The 16,820-nt window shown below is 62.9% G+C and carries 18 protein-coding genes; 4 read left to right on the plus strand and 14 right to left on the minus strand.

Going from position 1 to position 16,820, the window contains the following annotated elements; translation table 11 throughout:
- Positions 1-107 precede the first annotated feature (107 nt).
- The 12 genes from ABH939_RS08840 to ABH939_RS08895 all read right to left on the minus strand — a co-directional run bounded on the left by ABH939_RS08840 (position 108) and on the right by ABH939_RS08895 (position 11,690).
- Complete coding sequence (locus ABH939_RS08840; RefSeq protein ID WP_007731190.1) at positions 108-749, minus strand: dTMP kinase; 642 nt, start codon at positions 747-749, stop codon at positions 108-110.
- A gap of 80 nt (positions 750-829) precedes the next feature.
- Positions 830-2,308, minus strand: coding sequence for an adenosylhomocysteinase (gene ahcY, locus ABH939_RS08845; RefSeq protein WP_003940766.1), 1,479 nt, complete (start codon positions 2,306-2,308; stop codon positions 830-832).
- Between the two features lie 60 nt (positions 2,309-2,368).
- Positions 2,369-3,010, minus strand: coding sequence for a TetR family transcriptional regulator (locus tag ABH939_RS08850; protein ID WP_003941024.1), 642 nt, complete (start codon positions 3,008-3,010; stop codon positions 2,369-2,371).
- Between the two features lie 48 nt (positions 3,011-3,058).
- Complete coding sequence (locus ABH939_RS08855) at positions 3,059-3,241, minus strand: rubredoxin (protein ID WP_003940894.1); 183 nt, start codon at positions 3,239-3,241, stop codon at positions 3,059-3,061.
- Positions 3,238-3,423 (minus strand): rubredoxin, encoded by a 186-nt coding sequence (locus tag ABH939_RS08860; RefSeq protein WP_003940827.1) that lies wholly within the window; start codon positions 3,421-3,423, stop codon positions 3,238-3,240. The genes ABH939_RS08855 and ABH939_RS08860 overlap by 4 nt, the downstream gene beginning before the upstream one ends.
- Positions 3,423-4,649: an alkane 1-monooxygenase gene (locus ABH939_RS08865; RefSeq protein WP_166502047.1), complete on the minus strand. Its 1,227-nt coding sequence runs from the start codon at positions 4,647-4,649 to the stop codon at positions 3,423-3,425. The genes ABH939_RS08860 and ABH939_RS08865 overlap by 1 nt, the downstream gene beginning before the upstream one ends.
- 111 nt (positions 4,650-4,760) lie before the next feature.
- Entirely contained in the window at positions 4,761-6,257 is a 1,497-nt protein-coding gene (locus tag ABH939_RS08870) for an amino acid permease (RefSeq protein ID WP_007731185.1), read from the minus strand.
- 86 nt (positions 6,258-6,343) lie between these two features.
- Entirely contained in the window at positions 6,344-7,303 is a 960-nt protein-coding gene (locus tag ABH939_RS08875) for a cation diffusion facilitator family transporter (RefSeq protein WP_042450115.1), read from the minus strand.
- Positions 7,304-7,311: 8 nt separating this feature from the next.
- Positions 7,312-8,544 (minus strand): mannose-6-phosphate isomerase, class I, encoded by a 1,233-nt coding sequence (manA, locus tag ABH939_RS08880; protein ID WP_064688946.1) that lies wholly within the window; start codon positions 8,542-8,544, stop codon positions 7,312-7,314.
- On the minus strand, positions 8,545-9,639 hold the full coding sequence (locus tag ABH939_RS08885) for a hypothetical protein (protein WP_058039087.1): 1,095 nt from the start codon (positions 9,637-9,639) through the stop codon (positions 8,545-8,547).
- Positions 9,640-9,802: 163 nt separating this feature from the next.
- Positions 9,803-11,176 (minus strand): phosphomannomutase/phosphoglucomutase, encoded by a 1,374-nt coding sequence (locus ABH939_RS08890; protein ID WP_003941022.1) that lies wholly within the window; start codon positions 11,174-11,176, stop codon positions 9,803-9,805.
- Between the two features lie 127 nt (positions 11,177-11,303).
- Positions 11,304-11,690 (minus strand): DUF3499 domain-containing protein, encoded by a 387-nt coding sequence (locus tag ABH939_RS08895; protein WP_007731177.1) that lies wholly within the window; start codon positions 11,688-11,690, stop codon positions 11,304-11,306.
- A gap of 79 nt (positions 11,691-11,769) precedes the next feature.
- On the opposite strand from ABH939_RS08895, the gene ABH939_RS08900 reads away from it, so the two are divergent.
- Complete coding sequence (locus ABH939_RS08900; RefSeq protein WP_075832845.1) at positions 11,770-12,258, plus strand: metallopeptidase family protein; 489 nt, start codon at positions 11,770-11,772, stop codon at positions 12,256-12,258.
- 175 nt (positions 12,259-12,433) lie between these two features.
- On the opposite strand, the gene ABH939_RS08905 is transcribed toward ABH939_RS08900, so the two are convergent.
- Positions 12,434-12,712 (minus strand): WhiB family transcriptional regulator, encoded by a 279-nt coding sequence (locus ABH939_RS08905; protein ID WP_020907098.1) that lies wholly within the window; start codon positions 12,710-12,712, stop codon positions 12,434-12,436.
- Positions 12,713-13,092: 380 nt separating this feature from the next.
- On the opposite strand from ABH939_RS08905, the gene cofD reads away from it, so the two are divergent.
- The 3 genes from cofD to ABH939_RS08920 are packed head-to-tail and all read left to right on the plus strand — an operon-like array spanning position 13,093 to position 16,032.
- Entirely contained in the window at positions 13,093-14,085 is a 993-nt protein-coding gene (gene cofD / locus ABH939_RS08910) for a 2-phospho-L-lactate transferase (RefSeq protein WP_404649561.1), read from the plus strand.
- On the plus strand, positions 14,082-15,467 hold the full coding sequence (locus ABH939_RS08915) for a coenzyme F420-0:L-glutamate ligase (RefSeq protein ID WP_075832843.1): 1,386 nt from the start codon (positions 14,082-14,084) through the stop codon (positions 15,465-15,467). The genes cofD and ABH939_RS08915 overlap by 4 nt, the downstream gene beginning before the upstream one ends.
- A gap of 4 nt (positions 15,468-15,471) precedes the next feature.
- Positions 15,472-16,032 (plus strand): NUDIX hydrolase, encoded by a 561-nt coding sequence (locus tag ABH939_RS08920; protein WP_003940680.1) that lies wholly within the window; start codon positions 15,472-15,474, stop codon positions 16,030-16,032.
- Here ABH939_RS08920 and ABH939_RS08925 read toward each other — a convergent pair.
- A complete protein-coding gene (locus ABH939_RS08925) occupies positions 16,023-16,793 on the minus strand; it encodes an SGNH/GDSL hydrolase family protein (RefSeq protein ID WP_003940765.1) in 771 nt (256 codons plus the stop codon). The genes ABH939_RS08920 and ABH939_RS08925 overlap by 10 nt on opposite strands.
- Positions 16,794-16,820: the final 27 nt, after the last annotated feature.

Raw genomic sequence — 16,820 nt, forward strand, 5'->3', positions numbered from 1 at the left:
GTTGCATCTCGGAGCGATGAATCAGACCGTTACGAGGCCGTGCGGCGTGCCGCGTCTTTCCCTCTACTGTGCCGGAAAGTTCGAATCCCGGCCGCAAGGGTGACCGATCACGCGAAATCCGCGAGCCTGCGCGCCAGTTCGCCCGGGTCCGTCTCCGGCCCCACGATCCACCAGGGCGAGACCCAGTCCGTCGCTGCCAACTGCTTGTAGAGCTCACCGGTTCTGGCCTGTAGGCCGCCGTCGCGCTCGTAGGCGTCGAGCTGACGCGACGCGTCCTCGGCCTCACGCGAGCGGGCACGCTGCTCGGCCAGAGCTACCGGTACGTCTAGGTACAACTGCAGATCGGGAGCGGGAAGAGCGAGTCGACCCAACTCCAATTCACGGACCCAGGCGACCATCTCGCCGTCCACGCCCTGATGCGCGCGCGCCGCGTTGTAGGCGGCGTTGGACGCCACGTAGCGGTCGAGGAGAACAATGTCGTTGGCGGACAACAGGTCCGAGATCCGATCCGCCGCACCCGCGCGGTCCAGGGCGAACAGGACTGCCATCGCGTTCACGGATTCAGCCAGGTCTCCGTGCGATCCTTTGAGTGCCTCGGCAGCAAGATCTGCGTGGATCGACTTCCCGTACCGCGGAAAATCCAGAGTCGCGATCGACGTGCCGCCGCGGCGGAGTTCGCTCTCCACTTTGCCGATCAACGTTCGCTTTCCAGCGCCGTCGAGGCCTTCCAATGCCACCAGTGTTCCCACGGCGGACAAGCCTATCCCCCGGCCTGCTTGCGCAGACCGGGGGACGGCGGACGCTACATCCTCAGTGACGAATCACCGGGTCAGTAGCGGTAGTGCTCGGGCTTGTACGGGCCTTCGACGTCGACGCCGATGTACTCTGCCTGATCCTTCGTGAGCTTGGTCAGCGTGCCACCGAGTGCCTCGACGTGGATCTTGGCGACCTTCTCGTCGAGGTGCTTCGGGAGGCGGTAGACCTCGTTGTCGTACTCGTCCGGCTTCGTCCACAGTTCGATCTGCGCGATGACCTGGTTGGAGAAGCTGTTGCTCATCACGAACGACGGGTGGCCCGTCGCGTTGCCGAGGTTGAGCAGGCGGCCTTCGGACAGCACGATGATCGAGTGGCCGTCGGCGAACGTGAACTCGTCGACCTGCGGCTTGATGTTGATCCGCGTGACGTCGCCGGACTTCTCGAGGCCGGCCATGTCGATCTCGTTGTCGAAGTGACCGATGTTGCCCAGGATGGCCTGATGCTTCATGGCCTTCATGTGCTCGAACGTGATGATGTCCTTGTTACCGGTGGACGTGATCACGATGTCGGCCCAGCCGATGGCCTGCTCGACTGTCTTGACCTCGAAGCCGTCCATGAGCGCCTGCAGGGCGTTGATGGGGTCGACCTCGGTGACCGCGACGCGAGCGCCCTGGCCGCGAAGTGCCTCGGCACAACCCTTGCCGACGTCTCCGTAACCGCAGACCAGCGCAGCCTTGCCGCCGATCAGAACGTCGGTGCCGCGGTTGATGCCGTCGAGCAGCGAGTGGCGCGTGCCGTACTTGTTGTCGAACTTGCTCTTGGTGACCGAGTCGTTGACGTTGATAGCGGGGAACGTGAGTTCACCGGCAGCGGCAACCTGGTACAGGCGCAGAACGCCCGTGGTGGTCTCCTCGGTGACGCCCTGGACGGACTCGGCGATTGCCGTCCACTTGCCCTTGTCGGACTCGAGGGACTGACGCAGAAGTGCAAGGAAGACCTTGTACTCGTCGGAATCCTGGTCGTCGTCCGTCGGCGGGACGACGCCGGCCTTCTCGAACTGTGCGCCCTTGAGCACCAGCATGGTGGCGTCGCCGCCATCGTCGAGAATCATGTTGGCAGGCTCACCCGGCCAGGTCAGCATCTGCTCGGCTGCCCACCAGTACTCTTCGAGGGTTTCACCCTTCCAGGCGAAAACCGGAACGCCCTTGGGCTCTTCCGGGGTGCCGTGCGGACCGACGACGATGGCGGCGGCAGCGTGATCCTGCGTGGAGAAGATGTTGCATGAAGCCCAGCGGACCTCGGCGCCGAGCGCGGTCAGCGTCTCGATCAGCACCGCGGTCTGAATGGTCATGTGCAGCGAGCCGGAAACGCGAGCGCCCTTGAGCGGCAACACCTCTGCGTATTCGCGACGAAGCGCCATGAGGCCGGGCATCTCGTGCTCTGCCAGACGGATTTCCTTGCGACCGAACTCCGCGAGCGAAAGATCTGCAACTTTGAAGTCGATGCCGTTACGGCTCTCGGCCACGGGCGTTGTTGAAACTGAGGTCGTCATCTGCCTCTCCTGGTTGACGTGCATACTCTGCACAAGCCTATCGGTGTACCAGGCTATCGGTTAGACGCCCTCTCCCGCCCGCCCCTCTACTGCGCGGCCCTCGCGCGCCACGTCGATGAACGGCCCGAGCAGTATGCCCAGATCCTCCGCCACCGAAGCCTCGGACTCCGGCGGCATCGAAATGTAGCTCAGCCCGAGACGCGCAATCGCCCTGGCCAGAATTCCGGCGTCGGCGGGTGACGCCTGAATCCACCCTCGCTGGAAACTCTCCGCAAGCCGCGACGACGCGCGCTCGATGATGACCGCACTGTCGGTGGTGATCAGGCGAAGCAGGTCCGGCTTGGCCTCACCGGTGAGCAGAGAGATCACCAACGGGTCGGTTGCACTGGAGGCGAAAAACGATCCGAAACCCGCCGTCAACGCCTCGACTGCACGTCCGTCGTTCGCCACCATGGCCTCGTCCACCGCGTCGACGAAGCCGTCAGCAAGGCGAAGCGCGTACGCCTCGGCAAGCCCTTGCCTCGAGCCGAACTCGTTGTAGAGCGTCTGACGACTCACACCGGCATGCTTGGCCAGAACCGTCAGCGTCACCTCGGACCAGTCGCGCTCGGTCAACAACTCACGCATCGAATCGAGCACCGACGTACGCAGCAGCAGGCGCGACGCTTCTTTCTGCGGCAGACGAGTGGGCGTCGAAGTCATGGTGACGACACTACCGCCGCACCTAGGTCCGTTCGTCGCCGACGCATCTCACCGTCGTTCGACCTCAACCATGAAGAAGTCGCTCTTCGCCGCCCCGCAGTCCGGGCAACTCCAGTCTTCGGGAATGTCATCCCAGCGAGTGCCCGGTTCGATACCGTCCTCCGGCCAGCCGACTGCCTCGTCGTACTCGAAGCCGCATTGCGCGCACTGATACAGCTTGTAGTCGTTCATGATTCACTCCCCGCCGTTGCCGGCATCGGCTCGAAGTCCAGCTTTTCCCTCACGCCGCAGTCCGGACAGCACCAGTCGTCCGGCACGGCATCCCACGGCGTGCCCGCCGGAAACCCTTCTCGTGGTGCACCCTTCGATTCGTCGTAGACGTATTCACAGACCGGGCATCGATAGCTGCTCATCACGCTGCTCCGTACCGAGCAAGGATGCGATCACGCTTGGACGGCTGAACGTTGACGCGGGTGATGTCGCCGCCGTAGTGCGCAAGGACTTTGGGATCCATCACTTTTCGCCACAGCGGTGGAACGTAGGCGAGGATGATCATGCTCGCGTACCCACTGGGCAGGTTGGGCGCACCGTCCATGCTTCGAAGCGTCTGATAACGACGCGTCGGGTTCGCGTGATGATCGCTGTGACGCTGGAGGTGATACAGGAAGATGTTGGTGCAGATGTGATCACTGTTCCAACTGTGCTCCGGTGCTGCACGCTCGTACCGCCCGCTGTCCAGACGACGACGCTTCAGTCCGTAATGTTCGAGGTAGTTGACGGTTTCGAGCAGACAGAATCCGAACACGGCCTGCAGCACCAGGAACGGCAGTACCGAGAGGCCGAAGACGGCGACGAGGACACCGAACAGTACGACGGACATCAACCACGAATGCAGGACGTCGTTGCGAATTGTCCACGGCTTCTTACCCAGTCGATCGAGTCTGGCCTTTTCCAGGGACCACGACGAGCGCAGAGATCCCCACACACTGCGCGGCAGGAAGGTCCAGAAGCTCTCACCGAAGCGAGACGACGCCGGATCCTCGGGCGTGGCGACGCGCACGTGGTGTCCACGATTGTGCTCGATGTAGAAGTGGCCGTAAAACGACTGCGCCAGAGTGATCTTCGACAACCAGCGTTCGAGATCGTCCTTCTTGTGACCGAGCTCGTGTGCGGTGTTGATCCCGATTCCTGCGACACAACCGATACTGATCGCCAGACCGATCTTGGAGATCAGCCCAAGTCCCCCGTCGATTCCGAGCCAGGACAGATCGGTCGCCGACCAGAGGTAGCAGGCCAGGACCAGGCTGACCAACTGGAACGGTATGTAGATGTAGGTGCAATACCGGTAGTACTTGTCGTTCTCGAGGCGCTCCATCACTTCGTCCGGCGGATTCTCGCCGTCCGGGCCGAAGAAGACGTCGAGGATCGGGAGCAGGATGTAGACGAGAAGCGGCCCGATCCACCACCACACCGGCGAGACCGCATTCCATCCGAGACTGTTGAACAACGCGACCAATCCGACGGCGATGAAGACCGCCGTCGGCGGCACGAGGCCGAGCAGCCAGAGGTATCTCTTCTTGTCACGCCACTGCTCGGGCGGGAGCGTCTGGCCGGATTGCGAGTCCACGTACGTCGACACGGTCTACCTCCTCGATTCGGACCGACCCGAAAACTGTGAGTCAGTTCACTATGAGGTAGACAGTACTACTGATTTTGTACAAGTGATAGACAAATTACAATTTTTGTACATTTACTCGATTTCGCCGCGTTCACGCTTCCCGATCATCGAATGCTGCCTGCTGTAGGCAAAATAGATGACAACGCCGAGGGCCATCCAGACCACGAACCTCATCCAGGTCTCCACCGACAGGTTGAACATCAGCCACAGACACGCGAGGACGGCCAGAATCGGGACCAGCGGGACCAGCGGCACCCTGAATCCGCGAGGTAGGTCGGGACGCGTCCGACGGAGCACGAGAACCCCGATCGAGACGAGAACAAAAGCGAACAGTGTGCCGATGTTGACCATTTCCTCGAGGGTGCCGATCGGAAAAACGCCGGCGAGCACCGCGACCACGACGCCGACCAAGATCGTGATCCGCACAGGGGTTCCGTGCTTGCCGGTCGGTGCCAGGCGTCGTGGCATCAGACCGTCGCGTGCCATCGCGAAGAGCACCCTGGTCTGCCCGAGCATCAGCACCATCACCACTGTCGTGAGACCGGCCAAAGCGCCGAACGAGATGACGTTTTTCGCCCACGTGATGTCGTGGAAAGCGAATGCCGTTGCCAGGTTGGAGGTATCGCCCTCGAGCTCGGTGTATTTCACCATCCCCGTCAGCACCAGTGTCACCGCCACGTACAGAACCGTGACGATCAAGAGCGAACCCAGGATGCCGCGTGGCAGCGCCTTCTGCGGCTCCTTCGCCTCCTCCGCCGTCGTGGCGACGACGTCGAAGCCGATGAACGCGAAGAACACCAGACTGGCTGCCGCGAGCAATCCGTACCACCCGAACGTGCTGCCACCGGCCCCGGTCACGTACGAGAACAACGACTGGTGGATGCCCTCTCCCGTCGAGCCCGGCTCCGACGGCGGAATGTACGGCGAGTAGTTGTCGGTGTCGATGTAGAAGAGGCCGACGACGATCACCAGCAACACCACCGCGACCTTGATCGCCGTGATCACCAGCGACACCCTCGACGAGAGTTTTGTGCCGGTCGCGAGCAGGATCGTGATGACAGCGATCACCAGCACCGCACCCCAGTCGAATGAGATCGGCCCCAATTCGACGATCGGGCTGCGTGAGCCCATCACTTCGCCGAGGTACAGCGACCAGCCCTTGGCGACCACCGAAGACGCCAAGGCGAATTCGAGGATGAGATCCCAGCCGATGATCCAGGCGACGAATTCGCCGAATGTCGCGTACGAGAACGTGTACGCGCTACCGGCAACCGGGACCGTCGACGCGAATTCGGCGTAACACAGCGCTGCCAGTCCGCAGGCGATGGCGGCAATGACGAACGCGAGCGAGACCGACGGCCCGGCGACATTTCCCGCCGTCCGAGCCGTGAGTGTGAAGATGCCCGCACCGATGACGACTGCGACACCGAACACCGTGAGATCCCACGAGTTCAGTTCTTTCCGGAGTTTGGTTTCCGGCTCGTCGGTGTCCTTGATGGACTGCTCGATCGATTTGGTTCGAAACAGCTTCGACCGTCCAGATCCGGCCTGCTCGTCCTTGACAGCCATTGCCGCCTCCTTGCTGGGGACCAGCAGGTCCCACCATGGGCAAGTAGAGAGATGGCATCAGCCTAAGCCCGCAGGCGCAGCTTTGTTCAGGGTTTGTCGGGAGCCTGTAGATCTGTTTCAGGGCGATCTCCTGCGCTGAGACGATCCAGGTCCGGCTCGAGGTAGATCACCCGCGCCGCAGGCACTGCAGCGCGCACGCGAGACTCGGCCTCGTCGATCGCCGTCGCCACGTCCGAGATCGTCGATCCGATCGGCACCGCAACCTTGGCAGCAACAAGGATCTCCTCGGGACCGAGGTACTGCGTCTTGCAATGAATGACGCGTTCGATACGAGTTCCGTCGACCAGGGCGTTGAGGATCAGTTCGGTCTCCACCGCCGTTGCGCCCTCACCGATCAGCAGCGACTGCATTTCGATGATCAGAATGATCGCGATGATGCCGAGCAGGACACCGATGCACAGAGTTCCGATGCCGTCGAAGACCGGATTTCCGGTCACCATCGTGAGGCCGACGCCGCCGAGTGCAAGGACGAGACCGATCAATGCGCCGGTGTCCTCGAGCAGCACAACCGGGAGTTCCGGGCTACGAGAGGTTCGGATGAAGTTCCACCACGACGCATTTCCCTTGAGCGGTCGTGATTCCTTCGCTGCGGTCCGGAAGCTGTAGCCCTCCAGACAAATCGCTATGACAAGAATCGCGATTGCCACGAAAGCCGAATTGAGTTCTTCCGGATGTTGAATCTTGTGAATACCCTCGTAAATCGCGAACAGCGAACCGAGGGTGAAGAGCACCAGTGCAACGACGAACGAATAGAAGTATCGGTTGCGCCCGTAGCCGAACGGGTGCAGTTGATCCGCGTCACGTTCTGCCTTCTTCTGCCCCAGGAGCAGCAAACCCTGATTGGACGTGTCGGCCACCGAGTGCACCGATTCGGCGAGCATCGACGACGATCCGGTGATCAAGAATCCGGCGAACTTGGCTACGGCAATTCCGGCATTGGCTCCGAGGGCCGCCAGAATTGCCTTCTTGCCACCATGAGCCGACACAATGTCTCCTAGTTTCCGACTACGGCACTGAAAACCTGCGCAGTCGGGGTCCGTGTGCTCAGGTGTATCGCGGGCTCGTCGGCAGCGATCCACGCCGCTCGGCCTCGATCGAGGTAGAGAGTGTCAGTGCCGCACGTCGCAGTGACCGCGCCGTCGGTGCAGATCAGAATCCGCGGGCCTGAAGCGTCGACGACGATGTCCGTGGAATTCGCGTCGAACTCCAGACGCGTCAAACGAAATTCGGGCGCCGGCGTGACGTACTCGTATCTACCTGATCCTGACTGACCTGATCCAGATGACGGGGCCGGATCGAGCACTTCGATATCGGCCCCGACGAAGTCCAGAACCCTCAGCAATTCGGGCACGTCGACGTGCTTCGGTGTCAGCCCACCACGCAGAACGTTGTCGGAGTTGGCCATGATCTCGACCGCGAGTCCATGGAGATACGCGTGGAGATTGCCGGCAGCGAGAAACAGTCCTTGGCCGGGCTCGAGGGTGACGCGGTTGAGCAGCAGTGCCGCCAGAACACCGGCGTCGCCGGGGTACGCCTCGCTCAATTCCAGCGCGGTGCGGATCTCGGTCACGAATTCGGCGTCGTGGTGCGCGACGTAGGTGATGCACCCGGCAAGTACGGCAGGGAGCAAGGTCCCGAGCACCGTGGACGGCAGCGTGATCCATGTCGTGAACAACGCCCGCAGTCCGTCGGAATCGGGTTGGCCTTCGAGCAGACCGATGTACGGCTCCAACTCGTCGACGGCCAGAGCGCGCAGCAGTTTGACAGTCCGCGTCGGCTCGCGGAATCCGGCAAGCGCTTCGAATCTGCTGAGCGCGACAACGAGTTCGGGCTTGTGGCTGCCGTCCTTGTAGTTGCGAATCGGCGATTCCATGGGAACGCCGAGTGCGTTCTCACGACGAAATCCCTCGTCGGCTTGAACGGCGCTGGGGTGCGCTTGAAGCGACAGCGGTTCTTCCGCCGCAAGCAGCTTGAGCAGGAATGGGAGTCGCTCACCGAATGCCTCGAGGTTCTCACGGCCGAGTTCGCGTTCGGGTTCGCGGTGCAGGACCTCGAGCAACGACTCGCTTCCGGATTCGGTGATCACGCGCGCCGGGTCACCCGGGTGCGCGCCCAACCACAATTCCGCTTCGGGATGATTCGACGGAGTCGAAAGACCGCGTAGTTCGGCAATTGCCGTTCGCGAGCCCCACGCGTAAGAACGAAGTGCACCTTCGAGTTCACGCACTTACTTCGCACCGCCTGTCAACTGCACGTACGCCGCGGCCATGTCTATTCGAGACGCCAACACGAATACCTGCTCCATCTCCGATATGACCACGTTGGTCTGGTCTTCGTCTGCCGCAACCACCAGGTCGGCGTCAGCCAGTGCGTCCATCCGGCGCCTCGCCTCCCCGCGCGTGGATTCGGTCGCGAAGACGAACGCCCGCGCCGGCGGGGTCGGCAGCGCGCCGTCGAGTTGCGGATCGTGAAAGAAGGGGTCGTGGAACACCGAATCACGTGAAGCTGCGTCCGGCGCGAACAGTGCCCGCGCCGAACGAATCACCTCGGAGATCTCGGCGGCAGCGGCGTTCAGGCCGGAGCTCATCAACGCAACGCTCGAGAACTCTGCGAGTGCTGTTGTCACGGAACCACTTCCACACAGAACGACTCGCCGGCCGCTCATCCTGGTGGCCAACGACTTGGCCGGGTTGTGGAATACCTCGTTGGCAGGTCCGTCCCGCAGCGCCTCCGCATCAACTGCGTCGGCGATTCGACCGAGCACCGCCGAACGGTCCTCGATCGATCCCTTGCCCTCGATTTCGGCGGCAACCGCGAGGAAGACGGCGAGGAACCGCGTCATAGTGTGCCGGGGCGAGGCGTAGAGCCGCGGTGGCAAGGGCATGGTGCGCCCGGCCGCCACGGCTCGCATGGGCCCCTCGTCGGGAACGGCGACAACAACCTCGGCGCCGCGGCGTACGGCACTGTCAACGGATTCGACGAGGCGTGGATCACCGGCATCGTCACCGGCGACGACGATCACGTCCAATGGCCCGGCCCACGACGGCGTCCGGTCGAGAACGAGGAGCGGGCAACCGACCGAATCTCCGACGAGAGCAAGCGCGATCCTGGCTCCGTGCCGGGCGCCACCCGCGCCGGCGATGAGTACGACGCTGCGCGGACGCAGACCGGCCAATCGGGAGATCACACCCTCACCGACGGCCGACGCGGTGGCCCGAATCTGTGCGCCGCCCATGGCTACAGACCGCAGTAGCCCTTCCGAATCGGCAGCTGACAAACCCTCGCTGTCGTCGAGGTCGAGAAGCGGCATCGGCGCTGTCATCTCACCGCACCCCCTTCTCCGTTAGCAGTTCCCGCACCATCCAGCATTCCAGCTCCACGCGGTCCGTGGTGGCAAAGCCCTCGTTCCCGAGGCCGTCGTTCCTGAGATAGTCCCCCAACTATCCCAGGGCTTCGGCTCACCGACAAACCGATCAGACTCGGATTCAAGCCCGGACGATCGCCAGAATTTCGTTCACCAATGCGTCGACATCGGCGGACGTGGGTGCTTCGACGTTGAGTCGCAGCAGTGGTTCGGTGTTGGACGCGCGCAAGTTGAACCAGGCATTTCCCTCGAGACTGACCGTGACACCGTCGAGGCGATCCACCGACTCGGTGCGGTCGGCAAATGCCGCCAGTACAGCGGCCGTACGATCTGCCGCGTCAGCCACGGTGGAGTTGATCTCGCCCGAGGCCGCGTAGCGGGTGTACTCCGCCATCAACTCGGAGAGCGGACGATCCTGCTCGCCCAGTGCGGCGAGTACGTGCAGCGCCGCGAGCATGCCGGAGTCGGCGCCCCAGAAGTCGCGGAAGTAGTAGTGAGCGGAGTGCTCGCCGCCGAACACGGCACCGGTCTCGGCCATCTCCTGCTTGATGAACGAGTGGCCGACTCGGGTACGAATAGCGACGCCGCCGAGTTCTTCGACCAGTTCGGGCACTGCCCGTGACGTGATCAGGTTGTGGATGATCGACGCGCCCGGTTCCTTCGCGAGTTCGCGCTTGGCGACAAGTGCCGTCACCGCGGACGGCGAGACCGGGTCGCCCTTCTCGTCTACGACGAAGCAACGGTCCGCGTCACCGTCGAACGCCAAGCCGATGTCCGCTCCGGTTTCGCGCACGTAGGCCTGCAGGTCGACGAGGTTGGCCGGATCGAGCGGATTGGCTTCGTGGTTGGGGAACGTGCCGTCGAGCTCGAAGTAGAGCGGCAGGACGTCGAGGGGCATCGGCCCGAATACGGCCGGCGCGGTATGGCCGCCCATACCGTTGCCTGCATCGACTGCGACCTTCAGCGGGCGCAACGCCGCCAGGTCGACCAATCCGCGGAGGTAGCTCGCGTATTCCTCGAGGACGTCCTTGGTGCTGGCGGTGCCTGCCGGTCCGTCGTACGCGGGAACACCCGAGACGACCTCGGCGGAGATGACTGCGAGGCCGGTGTCCTGACCGACCGGCTTGGCGCCGGCCCGACACATCTTGATGCCGTTGTACTTGGCGGGATTGTGGCTCGCCGTGAACATCGCGCCCGGGCAGTTCAGCAAACCGGATGCAAAGTAGAGCTCGTCGGTCGACGCCAATCCGATGTAGACGACGTCGAGCCCTTGAGCAAGCACGCCGTCACCGAAAGCCGAAGACAGTGTGGGCGACGATGCGCGCATGTCGTAGCCGATCACAACCGTCGTGGCGGCGCCGGCCTCGTCGCGGACCAGTCGGGCGAACGACGCACCGACGTCGCGGACAAAATCTTCGTCGATCTGCTCACCGACCACACCGCGTACGTCGTACGCCTTGATGATTGCAGCAACCGACTCGGCTGTTCGCCCCACTGAAAACTCTCCTTGTGCATGCACCCTCACAGACGGGAACGTCCGGGCGCATGGCGTCCGGAGATTCGCAGTACTCGGGTGTGGAAGTACTCGGTCGAGCCTAGCGTCTACGGCGACGAATCTCGCGTCAGTTGGACGGGTCGGGCAGAACGCGTAGGTGTCCACGACGCCCTGTACGGGCAGTACTCGGAGCTGCGGGACGTATGTCCTCATCTGCATCGACGTTGGACTTGCTGCGATCTCCGAGACCGGCCTCACGTACAGCTTCGGCCAAAGCGGTCAGATCGTCTTCGTCGGGAGTACTCGACGCGAATCCGCCTTCGTGGCGGACGAGTTCCCACCCCTTGGGGGCGGTGATTCGAGAGCCGTGAGTGTCACACAAATCCCATGAATGGGGCTCGGCGACGGTTGCCAGCGGCCCGACAACCGCAGTGGAGTCCGAGTAGACATACGTAAGCGTCGCGACGGCGGGGTTCTTGCACCCGGGGCGGCAGCAGCGACGCAGAGATCTCACAGGTACGGAGCCTAGCCCTCCCCACGTCCGGAACCTACTCGGACACACCGAGCAGTTTCTCCTGTCGTAATCTGGCGCCATGCCACAAGCCCGCCGCCGACGCTCGGTCACCACTCGTTCCATCGAGCGACACGGCCGTGGCCTGCGCGGACCGCTACTTCCCCCGGAGGTGCCCGCCAGGCGTACCCGCGCGGAGAAGTTCGATCTCCTGGTGCTCGACGCCTTCTCTCCCGTCGACCTCACATGGCACGACCGGCTGACGAAACTCGACATCGCAGTGGACGAAGTTCCGAAGATTCACGCGCACGATCCGGAGTCCGTCACATGGCCGCCGGAGGTCATCGCAGACGGCCCGGTTCCACTGTCACGACTGATTCCGGCCGGAATCGACCGTCACGGAAATACGACTCGCGCAAGAATTGTGCTGTTTCGCCGCCCATTGGAGCAGCGAGCGAAGGATCCGGAAGAACTCACGGATCTGGTGCACGACGTGTTGGTCCATCAAGTCGGCACGTATCTGGGCGTCGACCCACAGGTCATCGACCCCACGCTGCCCGACGAGGACTGATACTGCCCGACGAGGACTGACGCACTGTCAGACGAAAAAACTGATGTCACACGAAGAAGTAAATCCACACGAAGAACAAAACAGTCGTTGCTTGACCTGCAATTCCCCGTTGCAGGTCAGACTTTCGAAGACCGCCCGTCAGCCCCGACGCTGACAGAACCGATTCAGCAGCAGATCAGATGATCCCCCGCTTGAGTCGCCGACGCTCGCGCTCGGACAACCCTCCCCAGATTCCGAACCGTTCGTCGTTCGCAAGCGCGTACTCGAGGCACTCGTCACGAACTTCACAACCGAGGCAGATCCGTTTTGCTTCCCTCGTCGATCCTCCCTTTTCAGGAAAGAACGCTTCGGGATCGGTCTGCGCGCAGAGAGCACGCTCCTGCCACTGATCCTCGATGGTGTCGAACAATTCTTCGAAGCCGGTGACGAGACTCAGCACTGGCCGAGTACTCATACCGTCGAACTCACTGCTGCAGGCACCTTCTGCTGCGCCTGCTCGGGAATCGGTCTGCGGTTCGTCGCTTACTGTCATTGCGAGAGAACTGATCTCGACATTTTCATTGGGCATCGTTCCGCCTCCTCACCTGTAATAGCGCAGAATTTTCACTCCATCTTCAACCCCACCCCGTCGACCGTTCGAAACTGTGTTCGAAACCGGCCCCGCTGCAAGTGAACTCACAAGTAGCGGTTGGAATGACACATTTGAGATTACACACGTCCAGCGTGTCGCGGTCAAGCTAAACGAGATGAATCCATTAGTATTCCGGCCCTCAATTGACGGGACCTTCTGCCCGCCAGACACGACGACGCGCCGACCGCCTAGGCTCTGTTGTCGTGAACGTGACTGTATTGGTTGGCGGCGTCGGCGGGGCCCGTTTCCTTCAAGGTGTTCAAAACGCGCTCGGAATCGCCGGTGGTGAATCCCTCGAGAAATACGAAGGCCCACATCGCATCACGGCCGTCGTCAACGTCGGGGACGACGTGTGGATGCACGGTCTGCGCATCTGCCCCGATCTGGACACTTGTATGTACACACTCGGCGGCGGCATCGACACCGAACGCGGGTGGGGGCACGCCGGCGAAACCTGGAATGCGAAAGAAGAACTCGCCGCGTACGGCGCGAAGCCGGACTGGTTCGGCCTCGGAGATCGCGATATCGCAACGCATTTGATTCGCAGCCAGATGCTCCGCACGGGATATCCGTTGTCCGCGATCACCGAAGCGTTGTGCAATCGCTGGAATCCCGGTGTCGCACTGCTTCCCGTCAGCGACGACCGCAGCGAAACACACGTCGTGATCACCGATCCGGAAGGCGGTGAGCAGAAGGCGATTCATTTCCAGGAGTGGTGGGTACGCCATCGGGCACAGGTGGAAACGCACAGCTTCGCTCACGTCGGCGCCGAGCAGGCCAAGCCCGCGCCAGGGGTGGTCGAGGCGATCGACGGTGCCGACATCGTGCTGATCGCACCGTCCAATCCCGTCGTGAGCGTCGGCGCGATCCTCGCGGTGCCCGGCATTCGCGGTGCCCTGCGAACAACCGCGGCCAAGGTTGTCGGCCTCTCCCCCGTCATCGGCGGAAAACCGTTGCGCGGCATGGCTGACGAGTGCCTCGAGGTGATCGGGGTCGAGACGACTTCGGAGGCGATCGGTCGCCACTACGGAGCTCGTTCGATCAACGGTATTCTCGACGGCTGGCTCGTCGACGAAGGTGACACGGCCGACATCGACGGGGTGGACGTGCGAAGCATCCCACTTTTGATGACGTCCCCCGAAGAGACCGCGAAAATGGTTCGCACGGCTTTCGAGATCGCCGGAGTCGAACTGTGACCGAGCCCGGAACCGAAGCAAGCCGCGACAGAAATCACTCTCCCGGTGATCACTCCCCCGGCGCCGCAATCGAAGTCATTCCCGTGCTCGGGCTTCCCGAGTTCCGGCCCGGAGACGACTTGGCCACCGCTGTCGTCGACGCGACGCCGTGGCTCGAGAGCGGCGACGTCGTTGTCGTCACGAGCAAGGTGTTCTCCAAAGTCGAGGGTCGCATCGTTTCCTCACCGACCGATCCGGAAGAGCGCGACGCGGCACGACGCCTCCTGGTGGATCAGGAAGCCGTCCGCGTCGTGGCACGCAAGGGCCGCACTCTGATCACCGAGAACAAACTCGGAATCGTGCAGGCCGCATCGGGCATCGACGGCTCCAACGTCGACGGTGCCGAATTGGCGCTGCTCCCCGTGGATCCGGATGCGAGCGCTGCGGGTCTGCGCGCCCGAATTCTCGAGAGCACGGGCAAGTCCGTCGCCGTCGTCGTCACCGACACGATGGGTCGTGCGTGGCGCAACGGGCAGACCGACGCCGCAATCGGTTCCTCCGGCATTCCGGTCCTGCACGGCTACCTCGGAGCACAGGACAATCAGGGCAACGATCTGATCGTCACCGAGATCGCGATCGCGGACGAAATCGCCGCTGCGGGCGACTTGGTCAAGGGCAAGCTGGGCGGCGTTCCCGTCGCCGTCGTTCGTGGGCTTCGGTTCGAGGACGACGGTTCGAGTGGCCAGGATCTGATTCGCCGCGGCCCGGACGATCTGTTCTGGCTGGGCACCGAGGAAGCTACGGCGATGGGCCGTGGCCAGGCGCTGCTGTTGCGTCGATCGGTCCGACAGTTCGTAAGTGATCCCGTCGACGCGGAGATCATTCGCAGCTCGATCGCCGAGGCACTCACCGCTCCCGCACCGCACCACACGAGACCGGTTCGATTCGTGTGGCTACGCACGGAGTCGGTCCGCACGGCTCTTCTCGAGCAGATGCGCGAGAAGTGGGCCGCCGATCTTCGCGCCGACGGTCGCAGTGACGAATCCGTCGAGGCCCGGGTTGCCCGCGGAAACATCCTGTTCGACGCCCCCGAGGTCGTCATTCCCTTCTGCGTGCCCGATGGCGCACACAGTTATCCGGATGCCAGACGAACCGCGGCGGAGTCGACGATGTTCACGGTCGCCGCCGGCGCGGCAGTGCAGGGACTGCTGGTCTCGTTGGCCACCCGCGGCGTGGGAAGCTGCTGGATCGGATCGACGATCTTCGCCGCCGATCTCGTACGCGAACAACTCGATCTCCCGGCGGATTGGCAGCCACTCGGTGCCATCGCAATCGGGCACCCCCTCGAACCACTGACTCCGCGCTCTGTCTCCGCCCCCGGGGACGCGTTGGTGGAGCTGTAGGTCCATGTCAGCCGAATCGCTGCACGCCTCCGCCAAGGGCGTCCTGGAGGGCTGGGAGACGTCCTCCGAAGCGGACGAATCATTGAGGCACACGATGCTCGCGTTCCTCGATTCGGCTCCGGACGGCTGCCTTCGTCGCCACGCACCGGGACACATCACCGCGTCGTCTCTCGTTCTCGACGAGAGTGGCTGCCACGTCTTGCTGACCCTGCATCCCAAGGTGGGCAGGTGGATTCAGCTCGGCGGCCACTGCGAGCCCGACGACGAGACGGTGGTAGATGCGGCATTGCGGGAAGCTCGCGAGGAGTCCGGAATTCACGACGTTCGGATAGACGCGGACCTACTCTCCGCCCACACGCATCCGATCACGTGCTCACTCGGAGTACCGACTCGCCATCTCGATCTACGGTTTCTTGTTGTGGCGCCGGACAATTCACATATCGTCCGCAGCGCAGAGTCCACCGACCTCAGATGGTGGCCGGTGGACGCGCTCCCACCTACAGCGGAACGCGAGACCATCGACCACCTGGTCGCGCTCGCCCGTCAGCGCAAGAATCAGGACTGAATCGGAGAAAGCTGGGGCTGCTTGGCGCTCACTCCGTCGCCCGACGATGTTCCCTTCACGCGCCGAGCTACCCACGGCACCAAGAACTCTCGCGCCCATTGACGATCCTCGCGACGAGTTTCGGCTTTCGTGAGGACCGGCGCAGGCCCGAGATCGGGCGGGGTCAATCCGTGTTCGACGCCGAGCACGTCGAGCACACGCGTCGCCATGTTCTCGTGCCCGGAGGGCGACATGTGGAGGCGATCCCAGTCCCACATCCGAAGGTCTTGATATTCGGAGAATCGCCAGAAGTCGACGAGGGTCGCGTCGTGGCGGTCCGCCACCTCGCGAACAAGCTCGTTGTAGATCGCCAGACGTCCGCGGAGCTTGCCGAAGAAGGCGGACCATCCGGTGTCGTACGCGGTGAACATCAGAACCCGAGCACCGGATGCAGTGAGCTGACCGATTGCCGAATCGTAGCGGGCGACCATCGCATCGATGTCGAGCTTCGGACGCATCATGTCGTTTCCGCCGGCGTAGATGGTCACCAGATCGGGCTTCAACGCCAGAGCGGGTTCCAACTGCTCGTCGATGATCGGTCCGAGTAGGCGACCACGAATCGCCAGGTTGGCGTAGCGGAAGTCGGGATTGTTCACCGCCAGCTGCTCGGCCACTCGGTCTGCCCACCCGCGCAGACCGTTGGGGAATCGTTCGTCGGCGTCGCCGACGCCCTCGGTGAACGAGTCACCGAGGGCAACGTAACGGCTCGGAAGAGAAGTCATACCCGCCAGTATTCCAGTAGGTCAGCT

The organism is Rhodococcus sp. 27YEA6 (genome assembly GCF_044908235.1).
GTDB classification, from domain to species: Bacteria; Actinomycetota; Actinomycetes; order Mycobacteriales; family Mycobacteriaceae; genus Rhodococcus_F; species Rhodococcus_F qingshengii.